The organism is Streptomyces sp. O3 (assembly GCF_054788135.1).
Genome location: NZ_JBTVYK010000043.1, coordinates 22,483 through 43,055 on the forward strand (window position 1 = coordinate 22,483; position 20,573 = coordinate 43,055).

General features: G+C 69.3%; 24 protein-coding genes. 10 read left to right on the forward strand and 14 right to left on the reverse strand.

Going from position 1 to position 20,573, the window contains the following annotated elements:
- Positions 1-31: 31 nt before the first annotated feature.
- Both ACX6XY_RS21450 and ACX6XY_RS21455 read left to right on the forward strand, forming a co-directional pair.
- On the forward strand, positions 32-361 hold the full coding sequence (locus tag ACX6XY_RS21450; protein WP_460333055.1) for a hypothetical protein: 330 nt from the start codon (positions 32-34) through the stop codon (positions 359-361).
- A gap of 53 nt (positions 362-414) precedes the next feature.
- Complete coding sequence (locus ACX6XY_RS21455) at positions 415-825, forward strand: Imm10 family immunity protein (RefSeq protein ID WP_460333058.1); 411 nt, start codon at positions 415-417, stop codon at positions 823-825.
- A gap of 44 nt (positions 826-869) precedes the next feature.
- Here ACX6XY_RS21455 and ACX6XY_RS21460 read toward each other — a convergent pair whose 3' ends face one another.
- The 3 genes from ACX6XY_RS21460 to ACX6XY_RS21470 all read right to left on the reverse strand — a co-directional run bounded on the left by ACX6XY_RS21460 (position 870) and on the right by ACX6XY_RS21470 (position 2,802).
- Positions 870-1,451: a DUF4240 domain-containing protein gene (locus ACX6XY_RS21460; RefSeq protein ID WP_460333061.1), complete on the reverse strand. Its 582-nt coding sequence runs from the start codon at positions 1,449-1,451 to the stop codon at positions 870-872.
- A gap of 176 nt (positions 1,452-1,627) precedes the next feature.
- Positions 1,628-2,194, reverse strand: coding sequence for a dihydrofolate reductase family protein (locus tag ACX6XY_RS21465; protein WP_460333063.1), 567 nt, complete (start codon positions 2,192-2,194; stop codon positions 1,628-1,630).
- Positions 2,195-2,295: 101 nt separating this feature from the next.
- The gene (locus ACX6XY_RS21470) at positions 2,296-2,802 is read right to left on the reverse strand and encodes a nuclear transport factor 2 family protein (RefSeq protein ID WP_460333066.1); all 507 of its coding nucleotides are present in this window, start codon (positions 2,800-2,802) and stop codon (positions 2,296-2,298) included.
- A 128-nt stretch (positions 2,803-2,930) separates the two neighbouring features.
- Here ACX6XY_RS21470 and ACX6XY_RS21475 point away from each other — a divergent pair, with 128 nt between their 5' ends.
- Positions 2,931-3,836 (forward strand): LysR family transcriptional regulator, encoded by a 906-nt coding sequence (locus ACX6XY_RS21475; protein WP_460333069.1) that lies wholly within the window; start codon positions 2,931-2,933, stop codon positions 3,834-3,836.
- Entirely contained in the window at positions 3,833-5,236 is a 1,404-nt protein-coding gene (locus ACX6XY_RS21480; protein WP_460333072.1) for a serine hydrolase domain-containing protein, read from the forward strand. Before ACX6XY_RS21475 ends, ACX6XY_RS21480 begins: the two co-directional genes overlap by 4 nt.
- 30 nt (positions 5,237-5,266) lie before the next feature.
- Here the strand turns inward: ACX6XY_RS21480 and ACX6XY_RS21485 are convergent, their stop codons facing one another.
- The gene (locus ACX6XY_RS21485) at positions 5,267-5,719 is read right to left on the reverse strand and encodes a GNAT family N-acetyltransferase (RefSeq protein ID WP_460333074.1); all 453 of its coding nucleotides are present in this window, start codon (positions 5,717-5,719) and stop codon (positions 5,267-5,269) included.
- A gap of 37 nt (positions 5,720-5,756) precedes the next feature.
- Entirely contained in the window at positions 5,757-6,629 is an 873-nt protein-coding gene (locus ACX6XY_RS21490; RefSeq protein ID WP_460333077.1) for a GNAT family N-acetyltransferase, read from the reverse strand.
- 176 nt (positions 6,630-6,805) lie between these two features.
- On the opposite strand from ACX6XY_RS21490, the gene ACX6XY_RS21495 reads away from it, so the two are divergent.
- On the forward strand, positions 6,806-7,432 hold the full coding sequence (locus ACX6XY_RS21495; RefSeq protein ID WP_460333080.1) for an HAD family hydrolase: 627 nt from the start codon (positions 6,806-6,808) through the stop codon (positions 7,430-7,432).
- Between the two features lie 4 nt (positions 7,433-7,436).
- Here the strand turns inward: ACX6XY_RS21495 and ACX6XY_RS21500 are convergent, their stop codons facing one another.
- The 5 genes from ACX6XY_RS21500 to ACX6XY_RS21520 all read right to left on the reverse strand — a co-directional run bounded on the left by ACX6XY_RS21500 (position 7,437) and on the right by ACX6XY_RS21520 (position 11,164).
- Positions 7,437-7,919 carry an NUDIX domain-containing protein gene (locus tag ACX6XY_RS21500; RefSeq protein ID WP_460333083.1) on the reverse strand — a complete coding sequence of 161 codons (483 nt, stop codon included), beginning with the start codon at positions 7,917-7,919 and terminating at the stop codon, positions 7,437-7,439.
- Between the two features lie 58 nt (positions 7,920-7,977).
- Positions 7,978-8,898, reverse strand: coding sequence for a LysR family transcriptional regulator (locus ACX6XY_RS21505; protein ID WP_460333086.1), 921 nt, complete (start codon positions 8,896-8,898; stop codon positions 7,978-7,980).
- Between the two features lie 242 nt (positions 8,899-9,140).
- Positions 9,141-10,277, reverse strand: a complete 1,137-nt coding sequence (locus ACX6XY_RS21510) for a cystathionine gamma-lyase (protein ID WP_460333089.1) — start codon at positions 10,275-10,277, stop codon at positions 9,141-9,143.
- Positions 10,274-10,774 (reverse strand): low molecular weight protein-tyrosine-phosphatase, encoded by a 501-nt coding sequence (locus ACX6XY_RS21515; protein ID WP_460333092.1) that lies wholly within the window; start codon positions 10,772-10,774, stop codon positions 10,274-10,276. Before ACX6XY_RS21515 ends, ACX6XY_RS21510 begins: the two co-directional genes overlap by 4 nt.
- 9 nt (positions 10,775-10,783) lie before the next feature.
- Positions 10,784-11,164 (reverse strand): phage holin family protein, encoded by a 381-nt coding sequence (locus tag ACX6XY_RS21520; protein ID WP_460333095.1) that lies wholly within the window; start codon positions 11,162-11,164, stop codon positions 10,784-10,786.
- Positions 11,165-11,217: 53 nt separating this feature from the next.
- On the opposite strand from ACX6XY_RS21520, the gene ACX6XY_RS21525 reads away from it, so the two are divergent.
- The 4 genes from ACX6XY_RS21525 to ACX6XY_RS21540 all read left to right on the forward strand — a co-directional run bounded on the left by ACX6XY_RS21525 (position 11,218) and on the right by ACX6XY_RS21540 (position 13,601).
- Positions 11,218-11,535 carry a cupin domain-containing protein gene (locus ACX6XY_RS21525; RefSeq protein WP_460333098.1) on the forward strand — a complete coding sequence of 106 codons (318 nt, stop codon included), beginning with the start codon at positions 11,218-11,220 and terminating at the stop codon, positions 11,533-11,535.
- Between the two features lie 220 nt (positions 11,536-11,755).
- A complete protein-coding gene (locus tag ACX6XY_RS21530; RefSeq protein WP_460333155.1) occupies positions 11,756-11,968 on the forward strand; it encodes a DUF5326 family protein in 213 nt (70 codons plus the stop codon).
- 335 nt (positions 11,969-12,303) lie between these two features.
- Entirely contained in the window at positions 12,304-13,071 is a 768-nt protein-coding gene (locus ACX6XY_RS21535; RefSeq protein ID WP_460333101.1) for an IclR family transcriptional regulator, read from the forward strand.
- 92 nt (positions 13,072-13,163) lie between these two features.
- Entirely contained in the window at positions 13,164-13,601 is a 438-nt protein-coding gene (locus tag ACX6XY_RS21540; RefSeq protein ID WP_460333104.1) for an SsgA family sporulation/cell division regulator, read from the forward strand.
- Positions 13,602-13,609: 8 nt separating this feature from the next.
- Here ACX6XY_RS21540 and ACX6XY_RS21545 read toward each other — a convergent pair whose 3' ends face one another.
- On the reverse strand, positions 13,610-15,013 hold the full coding sequence (locus ACX6XY_RS21545) for a YibE/F family protein (protein WP_460333107.1): 1,404 nt from the start codon (positions 15,011-15,013) through the stop codon (positions 13,610-13,612).
- Between the two features lie 199 nt (positions 15,014-15,212).
- Between ACX6XY_RS21545 and thiC the strand changes: the two genes are divergently transcribed.
- The gene (thiC, locus tag ACX6XY_RS21550; RefSeq protein ID WP_460333110.1) at positions 15,213-17,021 is read left to right on the forward strand and encodes a phosphomethylpyrimidine synthase ThiC; all 1,809 of its coding nucleotides are present in this window, start codon (positions 15,213-15,215) and stop codon (positions 17,019-17,021) included.
- Between the two features lie 82 nt (positions 17,022-17,103).
- Here the strand turns inward: thiC and ACX6XY_RS21555 are convergent, their stop codons facing one another.
- From ACX6XY_RS21555 to ACX6XY_RS21565, 3 genes are all read right to left on the reverse strand, one after another.
- A complete protein-coding gene (locus tag ACX6XY_RS21555) occupies positions 17,104-17,955 on the reverse strand; it encodes a hypothetical protein (RefSeq protein ID WP_460333113.1) in 852 nt (283 codons plus the stop codon).
- A gap of 183 nt (positions 17,956-18,138) precedes the next feature.
- Positions 18,139-19,185, reverse strand: coding sequence for a metallophosphoesterase (locus ACX6XY_RS21560; protein WP_460333115.1), 1,047 nt, complete (start codon positions 19,183-19,185; stop codon positions 18,139-18,141).
- A 188-nt stretch (positions 19,186-19,373) separates the two neighbouring features.
- Positions 19,374-20,489: a LacI family DNA-binding transcriptional regulator gene (locus ACX6XY_RS21565; RefSeq protein WP_460333118.1), complete on the reverse strand. Its 1,116-nt coding sequence runs from the start codon at positions 20,487-20,489 to the stop codon at positions 19,374-19,376.
- Between the last annotated feature and the right edge of the window lie 84 nt (positions 20,490-20,573).

The following is a 20,573-nucleotide window of genomic DNA, read 5'->3' on the forward strand; positions in this document are numbered from 1 at the left end:
GTTCCCTATTGTCCGGGGTGAGGGAGGAACCATGGCACTGGTCAAGAAGGGGTCGCGACGCATACTCGTCGACGGCATCACCTATCGCTGGAGGGTGCGCGGTCGGCCCACCTACAGCCAGGGACTTGTCTCGTCCCCTCTGACCTACGCCGTCGAGCACTTCGAACTCCCGGGCACCACGCTGATCGTGGCCACTGACCAACCGCATCCGAGCAACTGGTTCGCCGCATCGGCCGAGCCGATTCTTCCATCCGCCGTGGCTGCCGCCATCCGGGAAGCTCGCGCCTTGGGCTGGGTGCCGGAGAGCCCCGGTTCACCATTCCACCTGGACCAGTCTCAGGGCTTCGCGTCCCTCAACTGATGCCGCCCGCCCCTGCTTCAATGCTTGGCTGGTCGTGTTGATAGAACCCGGTCATGACGTACCGATTCACTGCTCGCGCCGCCACAACAGAGATCGACCCTGACGGCTACTTCACCGAAGCTGCCCTTGCAGAGGGGGAGGACGGAAGCGGCTTCATCTTGATGTTCATGGCGGGGGAGGAGGAGCCTGATGATCAGGAGGTAGCGCTAGGGATGGATACACACTGCCTGGTCACAGCCGGACAAGGGACGGCATATGGCTGTGTACGTGAAGCTGTCCTGACGGGCAACGTTCTCCGCGTGTCGCTCAAACCTGAGGCGCTGGAGGACCTGCGGTTGAGCGACAGCGAGATCGAGGCCGTCATCGAAGCACCGACCGAAGACATCACCTTGTTCCGGGAAGTCCTTGCTCAGGTCCTCGCCTATGGACGTCCGGATGCGGTGCCCACCCGCGTAGTTGTCTGAGCTCATCGTCGGACCAGCGGTCCCACCTCGTGGATGACGACCAGCTATTTCGCCTCAACAACGGGAAACAGCGCAGTCAGGCGCGGCAGACGACGTGCTGACTCCTCATCGCGGTTCACGTCCCACCGCTCGCCAACTGGCTCTCTCGGTTCGAGATCCTCAATGTGGAGAGCATCCGTGGCATCGTGGAAGTCGTCGTCCGTCTTCCCTGTCACGTCCTCGAATGCGTGCCCAGCGACGTAGTCCAGCTCTTCCCACTCGGGCCATTCTTCGTCCGACCAGGCCCTTGGAGATCGGCCGGCGAGCCGCTGAACCTCCGGTGAGTCGGCGAGCGCATCAGGATCCTGGGCCACGCGCTCGAAGGTGTCGCGGCCCAGCCCGACCAGCCAGAGTCGGAAGTAGAAGAAGCTGTCGTCGGAGCACCAGCCCAAGATCCGGTCTGCGGCCGCCCACAGATCCCAGGTGAACGTCGGCACCAGGACGCGATCAAGGCATATCTGGAACTGCACGATCTCCGACTCAGGCTGTCCCGACAGGTGCCCGCGCAGCCAAGACAGCCGCTCATCCGGGTGCTGGGTCTGCTCTCGGCAGCGCTCGATCAAGTTCCAGAAGGTCTCATCGTCCACAGCCGCACTATCGCAGGCAGGGCTGACATCCCCTACGGTCCGTGACCGTCATAGGACGTTCACAGGAAGGGATTGCTCATGCCAGACCGACACAGGCAGTGCTCACGAAGCTCGGATTCCGGTGTCCTCGCAGGAAGCACTGCTAACGAAGCTGTGGTACCTACAATGGCACCCGCTCAGCGCTTCGTCTCGTATCTGGTCAGCACCACGCCGCCGGGGAACGTCCGCGTCTCCACCAGGTTCAGGTTCACCCAGCTGTCCAGCATGGTGAAGAACGGCGTGCCGTCGCCCACCAGGACCGGGTAGGTGGCTAGCACGTACTCGTCGATCAGCCCGGCCCGCATGGCCGCTCCGGCGAGCGTTGCGCCGCCGATGCTCATCGGGCCGCCGTCCTCGGCCTTGAGTCGGGTGATCTCGGCGACCGCGTCGCCGGTGACCAGGCGGGTGTTCCAGTCGACTTTGTCGATCGTCGAGGAGAACACCACCTTCGGCATGTCCCGCCAGTTCCGCGCGAACTCGATCTCCGCCGGGGCAGCGTTGGGCTGCTGGTCGCCGGTCGGCCAGTAGGAGCTCATCGTCTCCCACAGCTTGCGCCCGTACAGCGACAGGCCGCTCGCCCGCTCCTGGTCGAGCCACCACTGGAACAGCTCGTCGCTCGGCGGCCCGCTCCAGCCGATGTCGTCGCCGGCCGCGGCGATATAGCCGTCCAGGGTCAGGTTCATGCCGTAGATCAGCTTTCGCATGGCGCCAGACTTCCATGAATCGGGCATAAGGGTCAGATGCACCACTCAAGTACATACTGTTAGATGGGCGTCGAGGCAAGGTCCGGTCGCGGGTCGCTGGGTCAGGCGAAGACGGTGTGGGGGTCGCCGGTGAACCAGGTGTTGTCGATGCGGAGACGGCTGATGACCCAGCGGTCGCCGTCGCGTACCAGCTCGACGTCGTAGGGATTCTTCAGGAGCGCGTGCCTGGCGGGGTCGGCGGTGAGGATGTGCTGGGCCTCCACCAGCGCGGTGAGGCGGGCGGTGTCGCCGTCGACGGCGACGCGCGGGTTGGTGACCTGGTGGGTGGTGTCCACCCGGCCGGTGAACATGGCCAGGATGGTGCTGACGATGGTGTCGCGCCCGGTCATCAGCGGCGGCCTGGCTCCCCACTTGGCGGCGGCCGGGCGGAAGTCCAGTTCGGCGTCGGCCGCGAACGCCGAGGCGAACAGATCCTTGTCCTTGAGGTCCTGGCCGAGGGCGAAGCGGTAGAGAGCGTCGGTGATCTCCACACGGTCCCGGAGCTCCGCGACGCTCGCGGCGGTCTCGTGCGCGGGGGCGGCCAGGGCGCGGTCGCGAGTGATGTACATGATCTTCTCCTGTGCGGGTCGGCGGTGCGCTGTTCCAGCACCTCCGATCCTGTGAGGGATGACCGAGAGCATCAACGCGCGTGTGAGCAACGGTCGTGAAGCCTCGGTTAACGATGGAGGGTGGGACCATGCTGGAGCGACACGAACTGGAGGCGTTCCTCACGCTCGCCGAGGAACTGCACTTCGGCCGCACCGCCGAACGACTGCGCGTCTCCACGGCCAGGGTCAGTCAGACGATCGCCAAACTGGAGCGCCGCATCGGCGCTCCGCTGTTCCATCGCACCAGCCGCCGGGTGGAACTGTCCTCGGCAGGGCGTCAGATGTACGAGGAGATGCGCCCGGCCTGGTCGCGGATCACCGCAGCGTTCGAGCAGGCCGTCACGCGCGGACGCGGCCTGAGCGGCCTGCTGCGTGTGGCGTTCGACGGACCAGCGGCGGGTCAGTTGCTGGTCGGCGTCACCGAGGTGTTCCGCGGCCGCTACCCCGACTGCGAGGTTCAGCTCCGTGAGGCGCGGCTGTCGGACGTCGTGCCGTGGCTGCGCGGCGGCGAGGTGGACCTCGCGTTGACCTGTCACCCGATGCGGGCGGAGGGCGTCGTCGCGGGATCGGTCCTGGTGCGCGAGGCGAGGATGCTCGCCGTGCCAGCGGGGCATCCGTTCGCCCGCCGCCGCACGGTGTGCGGGGAGGACCTGGCACGTGTGACAGTGCTGCGGCTCCCTGATGAGCTGCCGGACTCGCTGCGGGAAGACCGCGCACCGCGCCGGACACCCAGCGGGAAGACGGTCACGCTCGGCCCTTCGGCCACGACGCTCAACGAGATGCTGACGCTCGTGGGCGCGGGTTCGGGGGTCTCCGTCGTCGGTGCCCACACCCGGCGGTATTTCGCCCGTCCCGATGTCGTCTATGTGCCCTTCGAGGACGCCGCACCGGTGGAATGGGGACTGGTCTGGTCCGCCGACGCCGCTACCGCGCGGGTACGCGCCTTTAACGAGCTTGCCCTCGACGTGGTTCAGGGGGCGACACTGGGGCCATGACACGACTCGACGAGGACCGCCTGCCCTACGGTCAGCAGGATCTGCTCCCCGCGACGCGCAGGGCCCTGCTGCACCGTACGGCCACCGCTCAGGCGAAGGGGAGGGCACCCTCGCTGGTCGCCGCTCTGGTCCGGGACGGGCGGCTGGTCTGGAGCGCGGGCCGGACCTGTGTGGACGGGCACGCCCCGGACGAGGACACGCAGTACCGGATCGGGTCGATCACCAAGACCTTCACGGCCGTCCTGGTCATGCGGCTGCGTGACGAGGGTCGGCTGGACCTCGGCGATCCGCTGGAGAAGCATCTGCCCGGAACGGCCGCGGGTGAGGTCACGGTCGGTCAACTCCTCGCACACACGGGGGGACTGGCCGCTGAGACACCGGCGCCTTGGTGGGAGCGGACGCCCGGCACGCTGCGGCCAGGGCTCGGCGACGTACTGGGCGATGAGCCGTTCCGGCACCCGGCCGGGCGGCGTCACCACTACTCCAACCCCGGCTACACACTGCTCGGTTCGCTCATCGAGCGGCTGCGGGGAGCGTCATGGGAGGAGGTGTTGCGCCGCGAGGTGCTGGAGCCGCTCGGTCTGCACCGGACGAGTTCCCAGCCGCGGGCCCCGCACGCGGGCGGCTGGGCGGTGCACCCCTGGGCGGATGTGATGCTCCCGGAGCCTGTCGAGGATCTGGGGCTGATGGCCCCGGCCGGGCAGCTGTGGTCCACAGCGGCGGACCTGGCGCGCTTCGCGGTCTTCCTGGCACAGGGGGACGAGCGGGTGCTGCGCCCGGAGTCGGTGCGCGAGATGCGTACGCCGTCCGCGCCGCCCGAGGCGGCGGCCGAGCAAGGGGGTTACGGCCTGGGCGTGCAGCTTCTACGGCATGAGGGGCGGACGCTGGCGGGGCACAGCGGGTCACTGCCCGGCTTCCTCGCCGGCCTGGTGCTGGACGAGGAGGAAGGCCTCGCGGCCGTCGTGCTGGCCAACTGCACCTCGGGTCCAGCGGTCGTGACGCTCGCCGCCGAGCTCGTACGGATGGCAGCCGAGGCCGAGCCACGGCTGCCCGAGCCGTGGCGTCCGCTCCCGGAGGTCGACCAGGAGCTGCTGGCGCTGACGGGACCCTGGTACTGGGGGACACGCGCCCATGTCCTGCGGCTGGCCGCGGACCGTGGTGTGGAGCTGAGCCCTCTGGAAGGCGACGGCCGCGGTGCCCGTTTCCGGGCCGAGCGGGACGGCACTTGGACCGGGCTCGACGGGTACTACGCGGGAGAGACGCTGCGCGCCATGCGGGGACAGGACGGTGAGGTCAGCCATCTCGACCTGGGGTCGTTCGTGTTCACGCGTCAGCCGTACGAACAAGGGGCGCCGGTGCCGGGCGGAGTGGACCCGGCCGGATGGCGCGGGCTCGGATGACCGGGTCCTCGTACCGGCCCGGACCATGGCTCAGAGCGCGAGCTTGAAGCCCACATGTGAGGCCGCGAAGCCGAGCCGTTCATAGAAGCGGTGGGCGTCGGTGCGGGTGGCGTCGGAGGTCAACTGCACCAACTGGCAGCCCTCGTCTCGGGAGATGTCGATCGCCCACTGGATGAGCTGGGTGCCGAGGCCGCTGCCGCGCTCGTCGCTGTGGACGCGTACGCCTTCGATGATCGAGCGGGTCGTGCCACGTCGGGAGAGGCCGGGCACGAGCGTGAGTTGCAGGGTGCCGACCACGCGGCTGTCCCGGACCGCGACGACCACATGCTGGTTCGGGTCCTGAGCCAGCCGCGCGAACGCGGTGCGGTACGGCGTGAGGTCATCGGGGGACTCGCGCCGCGCGCCCAGCGGGTCGTCGGCGAGCAGGGCCACGAGATCTGGGAGGTCAGCGGTGGTCGCTGGGCGTATCTCAAGATCGCTCATGCCGCGTAGCGTACGACGGGCGGGCGCATCCGCGTGCTCAGCCCGCCGCGACCGTCAGCGGGGCGAAGCGACGGGTCCAGTCGCCGGGCAGGTCCGGGATGCCGTGGACCATGACCGCGTTCTGCCCCCGGCCCTCCACGCCCCGCGCCTTGATCCAGGTCAGCAGTTCCTCATGGCGTACGTCGATGTCGGTACGCAGATCACGGTCGGCGCCTTCGGCCAGCGAGGCGACCAGGGCCTGCGCCGTCTCGGTGTTCCGGGCGATCAGCGGGCCGATGACATGGGTGTCCATGTTGGGCCAGGCGGCCGCGTAGCCGGAGATCTCCCCGTTGTCCTCGGCGACCCGGAACTGATCGGCGAAGGCCGGCAGCCGCGTGATCATATGGGTCCGGTCGGTGCCGAACACCTCGGCGTCCAGGCGCAGGATGGACGGCAGATCCTGCGCGGTCGCCGACCTGGTGCGCACACCGGGTGCGGCGTCTGTGTCGGTGGGGCGGAAGCGTCCGCGGACCATCTCGGCGCGGCCGATTGTCTTGAAACCGAGCTCTTCGTACAGCGGAGCGCCGTTCGCCGTGGCATGCAGCGTGAGCGGTGTGGGGGTCCGGGCGGCCAGTATGTGCCGCATCAGTCGGCGGCCGACACCCTGACGGGCGTATCGCTCGGCGACCAGCACCATGCCGATCGCGGTCAGTTCGGGGCGATCCCGCGGGCCGTAGTCGGTGGCGACACAGGCGGCGAGGAGACCGCCGTCCGGGGCGTCGACGCCGTAGCCCGTTCCGGCCGCCAGCAGCAGCCCCCACTTGTGTTCCTCGCGGGGCCAGCCACGGTCTTCGGACAGGTCCGCGCACGCGATCAGGTCGCGGGATGTGAGGCGGCGCATGGGCAGTGCGGAGAGGGAAGGTGTCGGCACGCTGGTCAGGCTGGCTGACGGACACCCGCGCCGTCCACCGCTTTACGCGAGGAGTTTCACGTGAAACACCGTCCCGCGAAAGTCCCGAGAGAGCGTCTGACAGTGGGAGTGATCCCGAGTACTAGCTTCGGCGTACATGAGGCCGGCCCGCTGGACAGGCCGTAGGCTCGGCCCTCATGCCTCGCCTTCACCTCTTCGACCTGGACGGGACCCTGCTGCACCGCTCGGCGGCCCCCGTGGAGATCTCCCGTCAGCTCGGCCTGGAAACCGAGATCGGTGAGCTCGAGCGGGCCTTCGGCGCTCGGTGTATCGACTCGCGGGAGTACGCGGTACGGGTGCACGCGCTGTGGAAGGGGCTCACTCAGGACCATGTCGCGGCGGCCTTCGACGGCGCTCCCTGGCTGGCCGGGATCCGGGACACCTGGGCCGGGATACGTGGGCGCGGGGACTACTGTGCCGTGGTCTCGCTCTCACCGTCGTTCTTCGTGGAGCGGCTGCTCGAGTGGGGCGCGCACGCCGCGCACGGGTCACGCTTCCCGGCCGTGCCCTTCACCGAGCCGGTGGATCCGGCGGGGATTCTGGACGCGGCGGCCAAGGTGCGCATCGCGGACCGGCTCTGCAGGTCCTTCGGAGTGTCGCGGGCCGACTGTGTCGCGTACGGAGACTCACTGTCGGACGCCGAACTGTTCGGCGCGGTTCCGGTCTCCGTCGCGGTGAACGCGGACCACCACCTGGCGCACCTGGCGACGCACGCTTACACGGGGCGTGACCTGCGAGAGGCCTACGCGATGGCCTGCCAGTGAGGGCTCAGCCCAGATCCGGAGCGTGCATCGCGCGTACGCCCTCGATGTTTCCGTCCAGATAGTGGCGCAACGACAGCGGTACGAGGTGGACCGAGGCGATCCCGACCCGAGTGAAGGGGATGCGGACGATCTCGTACCCGCCCGACGGCTCATCGACCTCGGGCCCGTGCCGAAGGGCGGGGTCCATGGACTCCAGGCGGCAGACGAAGAAGTGCTGGACCTTGACGCCGGTGGCGCCGCCGTCCGCGCCGATGTGCTCCACCGTGTCGACGAAGCAGGGCACCACATCGGTGATCTTCGCCCCGAGCTCTTCATGCACCTCACGGTGCAGGGCGTCGACGACGGTGGTGTCCTCCGCTTCGACTCCCCCGCCAGGCGTGACCCAGTATGGGTCCACACCGGGCTTGGTGCGCTTGATCAGGATCAGGTCGTCGCCGTCGAGGAGGACGGCTCGTGCGGTGCGCTTGACCACGGGTCGGACGGTCATGGAAGGAATGTGGCCCGTTGTGTTCCACGTGAAACACAACGGGAGCTTTGCACCCCCGTCAGCTCCAGCCGACGGCAGCACGCAGCAGCCACTCATGCGCCCGCGCGATATGGGGTAGGGCGAGTGTGCCGGTGCGCACCACCAGGAAGTACGTGCGCAGAGGCGGCACGGCTGGCTCCATCAGGGCCACCACATCGCCGCGCGCCAGCGCCTGGGCGCAGAGATAGCGCGGCAGCACCGCGAGCCCCGCGCCCGCCATGACACAGGCCAGCACGGCCCGCAGGTCGGGGACGACGACGGCGCCCGCCGTCGGGGGCGGGGAGTCGAAGACGGCCGCCCAGTAGCGGGCGACGAACGGCAGGGACTCGTGGACCTCCACCACCGGGACATCCTCCAGCCCCGGCAGGACGTCCCGTGCCGGTGACGCCGGGTGCCGTGCCTTGCTGGCGCCGACCTTGCTGGCCCAGCCGGGGGCCGCCACCAGAACGTGCTCCTCGTCGCAGAGCGGAGTCGCGGTGAGTAGCCCGCCACGTGGCTGAGCCGTGGAGACAGCCAGATCGTGGTGCCCGGCCGCCAGCCCCTCCAAAGTCTCCTCGGCGAGACCGAAGGAGGCGCGCAGCGCGAGGCTTTGCCCGTCCTCACCGGTGAGCGTGGTCAGGGCGGGCAGGGCGCGCTCCGCCATGAACTCCAACGGACCCGCGAGGTGCAGGGCGCGCGCGGGCGACTCCTCGGGGCAGCGCGCCGCGATCTCCACCAGTGCGTCCAGATGCGGGGCCGCCTTGTGCGCGAGCTCATCGCCGATGGTTGTGGGGGTCACCCCACGGGCCCGGCGCAGGAAGAGCGGGCGGCCCAGCTGCCGCTCCAGCGTGCGGATCTGCGCGGTGACCGCGGGCTGCGAGAGACCGAGCAGTGCGGCGGCTCTGGTGAAGGAGCCTGCCCGGTGCACCGTGACGAAGGTGCGCAGCAGGGCCAGGTCCATCGGAAGCTCCCCTCCCCTCCCGGTCCCCGCCTGTGCTTCCCGCCCCCGACGGAACAACCTGCGCCAACTATAAATAAGTCGATAGGTCTCTGTCGCTACCGTGATTGGACACTGACAGAGGGTCAACTAGCCTTGTTCGCGCGGTTCTTCGCGCGCGGAACCGGGACGGTCCGAGCCACGAGGGGGGAGGCTCGGACCGTTCGTCGCGGGGAGCCGCGCTACCGTGCCGTCCTCCCGCCGCGCTACCGGGCCGCCGACTCGTCCAGCGCACGGAGTACGTCCGTCACCAGGTCCGCGGTGTCCTCGGCGCCGGCTGAGAGCCGGATGAAGCCCTCCGGTACGGCGTCCCCGCCCCAACGGCCACGCCGCTCGGCGGTGGAGCGTACGCCGCCGAAGCTGGTCGCTTCTTCCACCAGCCGCAGCGCCGCGAGAAAGCGTTCGGCGCGTCCGCGGGTCGGCAGCGTGAACGAGACCACGCACCCATGGCGCCGCATCTGCCGAGCGGCGAGCTGGTGGGATGGATCGCCGGAGAGCCCCGGATAGCGCAGCCCGGACACCTCGTCGCGGCCGCGCAGCGCCTCGGCGACGGCCAGGGCGTTCGCGCAGCCGCGGTCGGCCCGCAGCTGGAGGGTCGCCAGCGAGCGGTGTGCGAGCCAGGCTTCCATGGGCCCCGGAATCGCCCCGGCGATCTTGCGCCAGCGCCGTACGCCCGCGGCCGACTCGCGGTCCGCGCAGGTCACATAGCCCAGCAGGATGTCCCCGTGTCCGGTCAACTGCTTGGTGCCACTGGCCACGGAGAAGTCCGCGCCCAGTTCCAGCGGTCGCTGTCCGAGCGGGGTGGCCAGCGTGTTGTCGACCGCGACCAGTGCGCCGCGCGCGTGCGCCGCGTCGGCGATGCGGCGCACATCGCAGACGTCGAGACCCGGATTGGACGGTGTCTCGAGCCACACCAGCCGGGCGCCGTCCAGCACGTCGAGCTGTGCGTCGTCCGCGGTGGGCGCGGTGCGCACCTCGACGCCGTACGCCGTCAACTGCTCGCGGACCAGCGGCAGCGCCTGGTATCCGTCGTCCGGCAGGACCGCCACATCGCCGCTGCGCAGCTGCGAGAACAGTACGGCGGAGATCGCGGCCATCCCGGAGGCGAAGACCAGCGTCTCGACGGCCTCGCCAGGTGCCTCCAGTTCTCCGATGGCACGTTCGAGGAGGGTCCAGGTCGGGTTCTCGTCGCGGCCGTAGGCGTACGGACCGGTGGGGTCGCCCGGCAGGTGGAAGTGGGCGGCGAACGTCGGCCCAGGAAGCGTCGGTTCGTTCTTGACCGCGTCGGGCAGCCCGGCCCGTACCGCGCGGGTCCCGTCACCCAGTCCGTACGGGCCGCTCATGCCGCCCTCCCCCGGCCGACCGCGTCCCGTACCGCTTCCAGCAGTCCGGGGCTCGCGGCCTCCACCAGATCCAGGCACTCCTGGAAGCCGGTCATCCCTCCGTAGTACGGGTCGGGAACGTCGAGTTCCGAGCCTGCCGCGGCGTCGTACGAGCGCAGCAGCCGTACCTTCTCCGCGTCCGCCGGTGTGGGCGCCAGGCGTCGCAGCGCCCGCAGATGACCGGAGTCGAGCGCGACCACCAGGTCGAGCCGGGCGAACCACTCCGCGTGGAACTGCCGTGCCGTGTGGCCGCCGTCGTAGCCGTTCGCCTCGAGTACGGAGACGGTGCGCGGGTCGGCCTGATCGCCCTCGTGCCAGCCTCCGGTACCCGCGCTGTCGACCTCGACCAGACCGGCGAGACCGGCCTCATCGACCCGCGCGCGGAATACGGACTCGGCCATCGGGGACCGGCAGATATTGCCGGTGCAGACGAAGCAGATGCGAAAGGGGTCACTCATGGGCGCCGCTCAGTTCTTGTCGTCGGGCAGGACCACGTTCATCGCCCAGGAGACGATGCTGATGATCAGACCGCCGAGCAGCGCCGTCCCGAAGCCCTCGACGTGGAAGCTCAGGTCCAGCGTGTCGGCGAGCCAGGAGGTGAGCAGCAGCATCAACGCGTTGATCACCAGCGTGATCAGTCCGAGGGTCAGCACGAACAGCGGGAAGGTCAGCACCTTCACGATCGGCTTGACCACGAAGTTCACCACGCCGAAGACTAGGGCGACCAGGACCAGCGTGACGACCTTGCGCGGGGTGCTGTCCCCGGTCAGAGTGATCTTGTCCAGCAGCCAGATGGCTACCGCTAGGGCGGCCGAGTTGGCGATCGTCTTGACTACGAAATTCTTCATGTGTCTGATCGTGGCAGACGCGATCTGTGGTGGGAGCGAGGGCGGGCAAGGCGATGAAGGTATTCCGGCTGGACGAGCTCGAGGCGGAACGCGTCGCGAACGACGGTGCGTATCTACAGTTTCTGCGCGAACGGAACATGTCGGTCGGGCTGTATGCCCTGGACGCCGGGCAGACCGACCCGCAGCAGCCGCACCGCCAGGACGAGGTGTACTTCATCGCCAGCGGCCGGGCCTCGGTGACGGTGGGCACGGAGACCACGACCGTGGGCCGGGGCAGCGTCGTCTACGTACCCGCGGGGGTCCCGCACAAGTTCCACCACATCAGCGAGGACCTGCGGGTTCTGGTGGTCTTCTCGCCGCCCGAGAGCTGATGCCGCCCGCGGTACGCGGCTGACGCCTATCCCGGAGGTCACCGTGCCCCCATTCCCTAGGGGAACGGTCAGGGAAGGACAAGGGACCGGAAGCCCCTTATGCTCCCGCGAGCGCTCTACCATCGAAGCAGAGGCTCGGAGAAGAGCACGAAGAGCGCGAAGAGCGCGAAGAGCTCAGGAATCCGGAGAGATCTGGAGAAAGAGGTGGAGCACGATGGCCGTGCAGCAGATATTCGCGGGGATGCCGTGGTGGGTTAAGTGGGTCGCCGTGCCGGTCATCGCCCTCGTTGTGTTCGGCGGCGTGATCGGGTGGCTCGTCAGCGTCATCGTCAGCCTGCTGTTCAAGGTGCTGGTCTTCGTCGCGCTCGTCGCCGGACTCATCTTCGTCGTACGGAAGTTCACCTCCTCCTCGTCCTCCCGCGGCGACTGGTGACCCGCGGCGCCTGGTGGCGCCGCGTCGGGTGACCGGGTCAGCCGGGAATCGTGGTTCGCTCGGGCGGGGGAATGTTCCGGCCATCGCCTCCATCGAGGCGGGGCCGAGGGCTAGAGTCCGGAAGCCGAAGCGGGGTGGCCCCCGCGGGCGAGCGCACCGCCCACCCCGTGCCTCCATGACGGGGACCCCCCCACGCGCCTCGGGAGTGCACCTTGGCCACGGCAGCGACCACCACGGCAGTCAGCATCGAGGGATCCGACGCCTCGGAAACCAGAAACACGACTGGCAACGCGACTGGCAACGCGACCGGCACCGGAACGGGCGCCCAATCCGGCGTGAGGGCCAGCGGCTCCGCCGCTCCGACGCTCATCGGCTCGGTACAGCGGGCGATGCGTCTCCTGGAGGCTGCGGCTGCCCATGAGGCGGGCGCGCCCGCGAAACAGCTCGCGCGCGAGGCCGGGCTCGCGCTTCCGACCGCGTACCACCTGCTCCGCACGCTGACCTTCGAGGGCTATCTGCACCGTGCGAACGGGGTGTTCACACTCGGCCCCGCGGCCAGGACGCTGGCCGACAGCGGAGCCCAGCAGAAACGTCGCGGCATGATCGGCGATGTGCTGGAGCACTGGCGCGATGCCATCGGCGTCCCCGTCTACTTCGCCGTGTACCGCGCGGGCGAGGTCCAAGTGGTGGCCGTCGCGGACACCCCCGGCAGCCCCGCCGTGGAGGAGTGGGCGGACTTCCGGCAGACCGCGCACGCCCATGCGATCGGCCAGTGCCTCCTCTCCCAACTGGACGAGGAGTCCCGGCGCGACCACCTCGCCCGCTACCCCGTCCAGTCCATCACCCCGTACACCGTCCGCGACGGCCGCGCACTGCTGCGCAGGCTCGCGGCGACGGGCCGGATGCAGCCCGTCATAGAACACCAGGAGTACGCACTCGGCACCGTCTGCGCGGCCGTACCCATCACCGCCGGAACCACCGCCGCCACACTGGCCATCTCGCTGCCCGCGCACCAGGCCGACCGGCTGCTGCCCGCGGTGCGCGAACTGCAGAGCGACGTCGGGCGGAAGCTCGCCACGCTGGCGTTCTCTATCAGCATCTGAAAACTCACTCCTTGTGATTCATTGGATGCGTTGAGCAAGATTCCGTGAGGGTGAGAATGACAGTTCCCGGTCTGACAGCAACGGGGTAGGCGATGCGCGAGTCCGTACAGGCAGAGGTCATGATGAGCTTTCTCGTATCCGAAGAGCTCTCGTTCCGCATCCCGGTCGAGCTGCGCTACGAGGCGCGCGACCCTTATGCCGTGCGCCTGACCTTCCACTTGCCCGGCGACGCGCCGGTGACCTGGGCGTTCAGCCGGGAACTCCTGGTCGCAGGGATCAACGAGCCGTGCGGCGACGGCGATGTGCATATCGCGCCCGACGGCCCCGAACCCCTGGCCGACGCCGTCATCCGGCTCCGGGTCGGATCGGACCAGGCGCTGTTTCGGTCCGGAACCGCCCCGCTGATCGCGTTTCTGGACCGGACGGACAAACTGGTGCCGCTGGGCGAGGAGCGCACGGTCGCCGACTTCGAGCGGCACCTCGACGACGTGGTCGACCGCATCCTGGCGAAGGAGCGGAACGCGGGCTGAGCGCCCAGTCAGCGCTTACGACGCCGCCCCCGCCCGCCGCGAGCCGCCGCCCGCCCCGCGGCGGCGGGAGCCCGGCCGTCGGCCCTGTCGGCGGCCACCACCAGCGCCGCGAGCCCGGTCGTCACCGGCACCGATGCCACCAGACCGATCGAACCCACCAGAGTCCGCACGATCTCCTCGGCGATCAGCTCGCTGCCCGCGACCGTGCCCACACTGCTCTGCGCGATCGAGAACAACAGCAGCAGCGGCAGCGCCGCGCCCGCGTACGCGAGGACCAGGGTGTTCACCACCGAGGCGATATGGTCGCGACCGATCCGCAGGCCCGCGCGGTACAGCTTCCGCACCCCCATCGTCGGATCCGCGGCGTGCAGCTCCCAGACCGCCGATGTCTGGGTGACCGTCACATCGTCCAGCACACCGAGCGAGCCGATGATGACACCGGCCAGCAGCAGGCCGCTCATGTCGATGTCCGGATAGAGCCCGTGGATCAGCCCGGTGTTGTCGTCGGTGTTTCCGGAGAGCTCCGCCCAGCCGATGAACGCCGAGCCGAGCAGCCCGATCAGCACCAGCGAGATCAGTGTGCCGAGTACCGCCACCGAGGTACGGGCCGACAGCCCGTGGCACAGATAGAGCGCGCCCAGCATGATCGCGCTCGATCCGATCACCGCCACCACCAGCGGATTCGACCCCTGGAGGATCGCGGGCAGGATGAACAGCGTCAGTACCGCGAAACTGATGGCCAAAGACACCAGCGCCATCAGCCCGCGCATCCGCCCCACCAAGACCACCACCACCGCGAAGATCGCGGCGAGGAGCACCATCGGGACCTTACGGTCCACGTCGGTCACCGAGTACTGCAGCTCCCTGGGCGCGTCCGGGGCGAACGCCACCACCACCCCCTGGCCCTCTCTCAGCTTCCGCGTCTGGTCGGGCTGCACGATCTCGACGAAGGTGTGGCCCTTGTCCTCGCCGGTGGTCACCTCGATCGTCGCCCGCTCGCAGTCGCCGGTCGACCGCTGCTGCGCGGACGATCCCTCCGCGGTCGAGGTGTCGCCGGTCGGCGGCACCTGCGAGGCGTTCACGTCCTCGCAGTCGACCTTCTCGACCTTGACCACCTTGGCCTGCTGGGTCTGCCGGTCAAAGCCGACCCCGGTGCGCTCGTGTTCGGGTGCGCCGCCCGGCCAGAACACGGCCAGACCGACGACGACCGCCGCGGCGAACGGGATCAGCACAGCCGCGATCACCCTGCGCAGATGCTGGGAGACCGGGGCGGCCGGGCCGTGGCTGTGCGCGTGGGAGTGCCCGTGGCCGGGGTCGGCAACGGGCCCGGAGGCGTGTCCGGAGGCCTGTCCGGAGGCGTGCTGATGCGGCGGTTCGGAGGGCTCGGGAGGCGGCTGCTGCGAGGTGGTCACCGACCGATCATCGCAAGAACGGCAGGGGCCCTCTGTTCAGCGTGGCCGACGGGACGCTAGCGTGGGGGGCGCTTTTGCAATCGCGGGAGCTCGGAGCACCGGGCTGAGAGGGCGCTGACCTCCGTATGGCACATACGGATCTCGCTGCGTCGACCGCCGAACCTGTTACCGGGTAATGCCGGCGTAGGGAGTAGGTCTCATGACCACATCGGACATTCGCACGCCCGCCTCCAACGCGAACGGGAACACGGACGCCACCGTGACCCCGAACGGCGCGGAGGCCGCACCGTCCATCGGCTGGCACAAGGCGTACGTCACGGGCTCGCGCCCCGACGTGCAGGTGCCGGTCCGCCAAGTGCATCTCACCAACGGCAAGGCCGTGACCCTGTACGACACCTCAGGCCCGTACACCGATCCGCACGCCGATACCGACGTACGTCGGGGCCTGCCCCCGTTGCGGGCGAACTGGATCATCGCCAGAGGCGACACCGAGGAGTACGCGGGCCGTCCCGCCCGCCCCGAGGACGACGGCCTCAAGCACACCTCGCCGCGCGGCGGCCTGAAGAACCTGGACGCGGTGTTTCCCGGCCGCCCCCGCCAGCCACGTCGGGGCCGGGACGGCAAGGCGGTGACCCAGCTCGCGTACGCCCGCCGGGGCGAGATCACGCCCGAGATGGAGTTCATCGGAATCCGCGAGAACATCGACCCGGAGATCGTGCGCGAGGAGGTCGCCCAGGGCCGGGCGGTCATCCCGGCGAACGTCAACCACCCGGAGATCGAGCCGATGATCATCGGCAAGCGGTTCCTGGTGAAGGTCAACGCCAACATCGGCAACTCCGCGGTCACCTCCTCCATCGAGGAGGAGGTGGACAAGATGACCTGGGCCACCCAATGGGGCGCCGACACGGTCATGGACCTCTCCACCGGCCGCAACATCCACACCACGCGCGAGTGGGTGCTGCGCAACTCGCCCGTCCCGATCGGCACCGTCCCGCTCTACCAGGCGCTGGAGAAGGTCGACGGCCGCGCCGAGGAGCTGACCTGGGAGATCTACAAGGACACCGTCATCGAGCAGGCCGAGCAGGGTGTCGACTACATGACCGTGCACGCGGGCGTGCGGCTGCCGTACGTCCCGCTCACCGCCAACCGGAAGACCGGCATCGTCTCCCGCGGCGGCTCGATCATGGCGGCCTGGTGCCTGGCGCACCACAAGGAGAGCTTTCTCTACGAGCACTTCGAGGAGCTCTGCGAGATCCTCGCGACGTACGACGTGACGTACTCGCTCGGCGACGGGCTGCGGCCCGGATGCATCGCGGACGCCAACGACGAGGCGCAGTTCGCCGAGCTGCGCACGCTGGGCGAGCTCAACACCATCGCCAAGCGGCACAACGTGCAGACCATGATCGAGGGTCCGGGCCATGTCCCGATGCACAAGATCAAGGAGAACATCGACCTCCAGCAGGAGATCTGTGAGGAGGCGCCGTTCTACACGCTCGGCCCGCTGACCACCGACATCGCGCCCGCCTACGATCACATCACCTCGGGGATCGGCGCCGCGATGATCGGCTGGTGGGGCACCGCGATGCTCTGCTACGTCACGCCCAAGGAGCACCTGGGCCTGCCTAACCGCGACGACGTGAAGACCGGTGTCATCACGTACAAGATCGCGGCCCACGCGGCGGATCTCGCCAAGGGGCATCCGGGCGCGCAGGACTGGGACGACGCGCTCTCCGACGCGCGCTTCGAGTTCCGCTGGGAGGACCAGTTCAACCTGGCCCTCGACCCGGACACGGCACGGGAGTTCCACGACGAGACGCTGCCGGCGGAGCCCGCCAAGACCGCGCACTTCTGCTCGATGTGCGGTCCGAAGTTCTGCTCGATGAAGATCTCGCATGACATTCGCCGCGAGCACGGCGGCACGCAGGACGAGGTCGAGGCGGGCATGGCGCAGAAGTCCAAGGAGTTCGCGGCCGCGGGAAACCGGGTGTATCTGCCGATCGCGGACTGAGTACGGACACCGCTGAGTGCGGACAACTCGGCGTATACGTGTTTCACGTGAAACGCGCGCCGGTCGGCCCGGTCGCCTGCCCCTACTCGGGCTGGTGGTCCGGGCCGCCGTACTCCGGGCTGGAGAAGTCCGGTCTGGTGTAGGTCGGCCGGTGCCCTCCGGCGGGGCCGTTGTCGGGGCTGGTGAACCCCGGACGGTGATAGCCGAGATGGGGCATGCGGCCGTCCGGGGCTTCGGGGCGGGGTTCCGGGGCGTCTGGCGAGGCGAGGGCGTCGCGGAGGAAGGGCAGGAAGCCGCGCTCCAGCAGGGCCGTATGCCAGGCCTCCCTGGCTCGGGCCACTTCCTCGGTGAGTTCGCCGCGGGCGCCTGCGCGGACCGAGGTGGAGCCATTGCGCAGGGCCGTGAGGAGCAGCCCTATCGCGGCTACCAGGATGGCGGCTGCGGTGACGGCACCGAACACCCAGCCGGCGGTCAGCAGGGTGTCGGCGAAGGCTGGTTCGGGGCTGAGCATCTTCAGCAGGTAGCCGACCAGCAGGAAGATCGCCGCGGCGGCGCCCGCCAGGACGGGGGCGAGCACCGCGAGGACCGCCACCAGGCCCGCACCGGCGGTCTCGGCGACCTCGCCGGGGGCGGCGGTGGTGAGCCCCACGGCGCCCGAGCCGGAGTCCCTGGCTGGCGCATCGCGGGGAGCGGACCCGCCGGGTGCGCGCAGATCCTCGCGGACCCGCACATAGTGCTGGTACTCGGCCGCTGCCGCGGTGGTGATCAGCGCGGTCGCGTTCAACGCCATGGTGCGTAGTTGCTCGGGATTGAGGCGGTCGCCTATCGCGGTGAGATCTGGTCGATGCGGTGCGGAGCGCAGCGCCTCGTCGAGGATCCGCTCGTAGTCCTGGCGGTCCTCGTTCAGCAGGTGTGGAGCGCTGTTCATGTGCATCCCCCGATGCTCCGTAGGGCCTGGATGCTCGCGTGGGGTGCGGGCAGTCGGGCGGAAACGGAGGAGAGCCTGCTACGGATAAGCCGATGGTAGAGCGGTTGCGGCACGGCGTGACAGGGTGTTTCCGGAATTTGGGCCCTGGTCAGCGCCGTTCTGGTTGTCTTACGCCTGCCCGTGTAACGCTCAGTTATCCAGGGGGAGCTGGCGGACCAGCAGCTTTCCGGCCATGGTCACGCCGCCGTCCATGGCGATGACCAGCCCGTCGGCGTACACATGGGGGTCTTCGACGCGGGGGCCCGCGCTGTCCTCGCCGTCGCCGGTGTGTTCGGTGCCGACCTCGCCGAGCAGGTACGGGATAGGGCTGTGGCCGTGTACGACGCGGCTGCCGCCGTAGGCCGCGAGGAGCTCGCGTGCGGCCTGTGAGCCGCCTTCGTCGCGGAAGGCGAAGCGCTTGGTGAACTTCCTGAACAGGTCCCAGTACTCGTCGGCGTCGTTGCGGGTGAGGGCCTCGCGGATGGTGTCGTTGACCGCCTCGATCGAGTCGCCGTAGTCGAGGTAGGCCATGGCGTCGGAGTGCACCAGCAGGTGATCGTCCACCAGCTCGATGGCGTCGAGCCGGGACATCCACTGCAGATGGACCTCCTGGAGCCGGTCCATGTCGGTCTTCTGCCCGCCGTTGAGCAGCCAGGCGGCCTGGAAGGTCGCGGTGCCCGCGCCGGAGTTGACCGGGGTGTCGCCGAAGCGCTTGGCGCCGAGCAGCAGCAGCTCGTGGTTGCCCATCAGGGCCTTGCAGTAGCCGCCGGAGGCGGCGGCCTGGGCGGAGAGCCGCATCACGAGGTCGATCACGCCGATGCCGTCGGGGCCGCGGTCGGTGAAGTCGCCGAGGAACCACAGCCGGGTGTTGCCCGCCGCCCAGTTGCCTTCGGCGTCGATGAGGTGCTGCTCGCGCAGGGCGGCGACCAGTTCGTCCAGATAGCCGTGCACATCGCCGACGACGTACAGCGGGCCGAGGCCGTTCGGGGCCGGTACGGGGGTCTCCGCGGCCTGCACCCGCACCTGAACCGTGTCACCGCGGTTGACGACGGGCAGGTCGCGCTGGGTCGGCGTGTACCCCTCGGGCTCCTCGCTCGGGGCAGGCGTCTGGCCGGTCTGGTGCACATACGCGGGCACGCGGAAATCGCGGACCGTGTCCGTACGCACCGTGGGTCCCTGACCGGCCCCCTGAGTCATCGACCCCTCCACCGCCGTCGCGCCGCATTCCGCCACCGGATCGGACCGCCTGGTCGCAGTGGTCCGCAGTGTCGTGCGCCCATCATAGGAATGCCGCTCGCACTGTGTGATGCACCAGGGGTGGTGAATCGGTGTCGGACCCTCTGATCGTCGAGGATTTCTCCCGATTTGACGGGAAACTCTCTTCGTTAGCCCGGCCTGGGCGTACGCGGAGGGCTGACGGTGGTCCGTGGCGGACGGCGCTGTGAGGAGGTTCGCACGATCAGCTCGGTCGGTATCACCTGCTCACCGGGGTGGCCGGCGTCCACGCCTTCGATCGCGTCGATGAGGAGCTGGACGACGGCGGTGCCGATCCGGCGCGGCTTGAGCGAGAGCGTGGTGATGGGCGGCTCCGTGGTGGCGTACACCAGGGACTCGCTGCAGCACACCAGGAGCAGATCGTCGGGCACCCGTAGTCCGTAGCGCCGGGCGGCCGCGAGGAGATCGGTGCCGTTCGGGTCGAAGAGGCCGTAGACGGCGTCCGGGCGGTCGGGCCGGGCCAGCAGACGGTCGGCGGCCACCGCTCCGGCACACGGGTCGTGGGCGGGGTAGGCCTCGTACACCGGATCCTGGCCGATGCGCTGGCACCAGCGCAGATAGGCCTGGGTGGAGAGCCGGGTGTAGGTGTCCGTGGTGGTCCCGGTGAGCAGGCCGATACGGCGGGCGCCGGCCGCGGCGAAGTGGTCGAGAATGCCGAGGACCGCGGCCTCGTGGTCGTTGTCGACCCAGGCCGTGACCGGCAGTGAGCCCGCCGGGCGGCCGTCCGACACGACCGGCAGGCCGTGCCGGATCAGTTCGCTGACGACCGGGTCGTGGTCGGAGGGGTCGATGACGACGGTGCCGTCCAGAGCGACGTTCGACCAGATGTCGACGGAGCTGTGGCGTGACGTGGCGGGCAGGATGACCAGGGCGTAGCCGCGGTCCAGCGCGGCGGATGTGGCGGCTCTCGCCATCTCGGCGAAGTAAGCGAACTCGGTGAAGGTGAAAGGTTCATCCCCGTACGTCGTCACCGTGAGGCCGATCAGGCCCGACTTTCCGGTACGGAGGGTTCGGGCCGCGGCGGAGGGGCGGTAGCCCAGCCGTTCCGCGACCTCGCGGACATGCCGGCGGGTGGCGTCGGGGAGCCGACCCTTGCCGTTGAGCGCGTCGGAGACGGTCGTGATGGAGACCCCGGCGGCGGCGGCCACGTCCCGGATGCCCGCTCGGCCCTGCCGGCTTCCCCGGGTCTGCGCCCGGCTCACCTGGTGCTTCCCTGCTGCTGTCATGGCGAGCCGATAGTAGGGCGCGGGAGGGGGACTGGCGGGCGCGCATATTCACTCGTTGACAGGCACGTTTCTGCATGGAGTAAC

Bases quoted from the DNA above. Each gene is read 5' to 3' on its own strand.
- ACX6XY_RS21505 (WP_460333086.1), bottom strand. From the start codon at position 8,898: ATGGACCTGGCCCTGCTGCGCACCTTCGTCACGGTGCACCGGGCAGGC.
- ACX6XY_RS21565 (WP_460333118.1), bottom strand. From the start codon at position 20,489: ATGACAGCAGCAGGGAAGCACCAGGTGAGCCGGGCGCAGACCCGGGGA.
- ACX6XY_RS21495 (WP_460333080.1), top strand. From the start codon at position 6,806: ATGCCTCGCCTTCACCTCTTCGACCTGGACGGGACCCTGCTGCACCGC.
- ACX6XY_RS21520 (WP_460333095.1), bottom strand. From the start codon at position 11,164: ATGAAGAATTTCGTAGTCAAGACGATCGCCAACTCGGCCGCCCTAGCG.
- ACX6XY_RS21515 (WP_460333092.1), bottom strand. From the start codon at position 10,774: ATGAGTGACCCCTTTCGCATCTGCTTCGTCTGCACCGGCAATATCTGC.
- ACX6XY_RS21475 (WP_460333069.1), top strand. From the start codon at position 2,931: ATGCTGGAGCGACACGAACTGGAGGCGTTCCTCACGCTCGCCGAGGAA.
- ACX6XY_RS21555 (WP_460333113.1), bottom strand. From the start codon at position 17,955: ATGCACATGAACAGCGCTCCACACCTGCTGAACGAGGACCGCCAGGAC.
- ACX6XY_RS21525 (WP_460333098.1), top strand. From the start codon at position 11,218: ATGAAGGTATTCCGGCTGGACGAGCTCGAGGCGGAACGCGTCGCGAAC.
- ACX6XY_RS21450 (WP_460333055.1), top strand. From the start codon at position 32: ATGGCACTGGTCAAGAAGGGGTCGCGACGCATACTCGTCGACGGCATC.
- ACX6XY_RS21500 (WP_460333083.1), bottom strand. From the start codon at position 7,919: ATGACCGTCCGACCCGTGGTCAAGCGCACCGCACGAGCCGTCCTCCTC.
- ACX6XY_RS21540 (WP_460333104.1), top strand. From the start codon at position 13,164: ATGCGCGAGTCCGTACAGGCAGAGGTCATGATGAGCTTTCTCGTATCC.
- thiC (WP_460333110.1), top strand. From the start codon at position 15,213: ATGACCACATCGGACATTCGCACGCCCGCCTCCAACGCGAACGGGAAC.
- ACX6XY_RS21465 (WP_460333063.1), bottom strand. From the start codon at position 2,194: ATGCGAAAGCTGATCTACGGCATGAACCTGACCCTGGACGGCTATATC.
- ACX6XY_RS21560 (WP_460333115.1), bottom strand. From the start codon at position 19,185: ATGACTCAGGGGGCCGGTCAGGGACCCACGGTGCGTACGGACACGGTC.
- ACX6XY_RS21480 (WP_460333072.1), top strand. From the start codon at position 3,833: ATGACACGACTCGACGAGGACCGCCTGCCCTACGGTCAGCAGGATCTG.
- ACX6XY_RS21470 (WP_460333066.1), bottom strand. From the start codon at position 2,802: ATGTACATCACTCGCGACCGCGCCCTGGCCGCCCCCGCGCACGAGACC.
- ACX6XY_RS21485 (WP_460333074.1), bottom strand. From the start codon at position 5,719: ATGAGCGATCTTGAGATACGCCCAGCGACCACCGCTGACCTCCCAGAT.
- ACX6XY_RS21455 (WP_460333058.1), top strand. From the start codon at position 415: ATGACGTACCGATTCACTGCTCGCGCCGCCACAACAGAGATCGACCCT.
- ACX6XY_RS21510 (WP_460333089.1), bottom strand. From the start codon at position 10,277: ATGAGCGGCCCGTACGGACTGGGTGACGGGACCCGCGCGGTACGGGCC.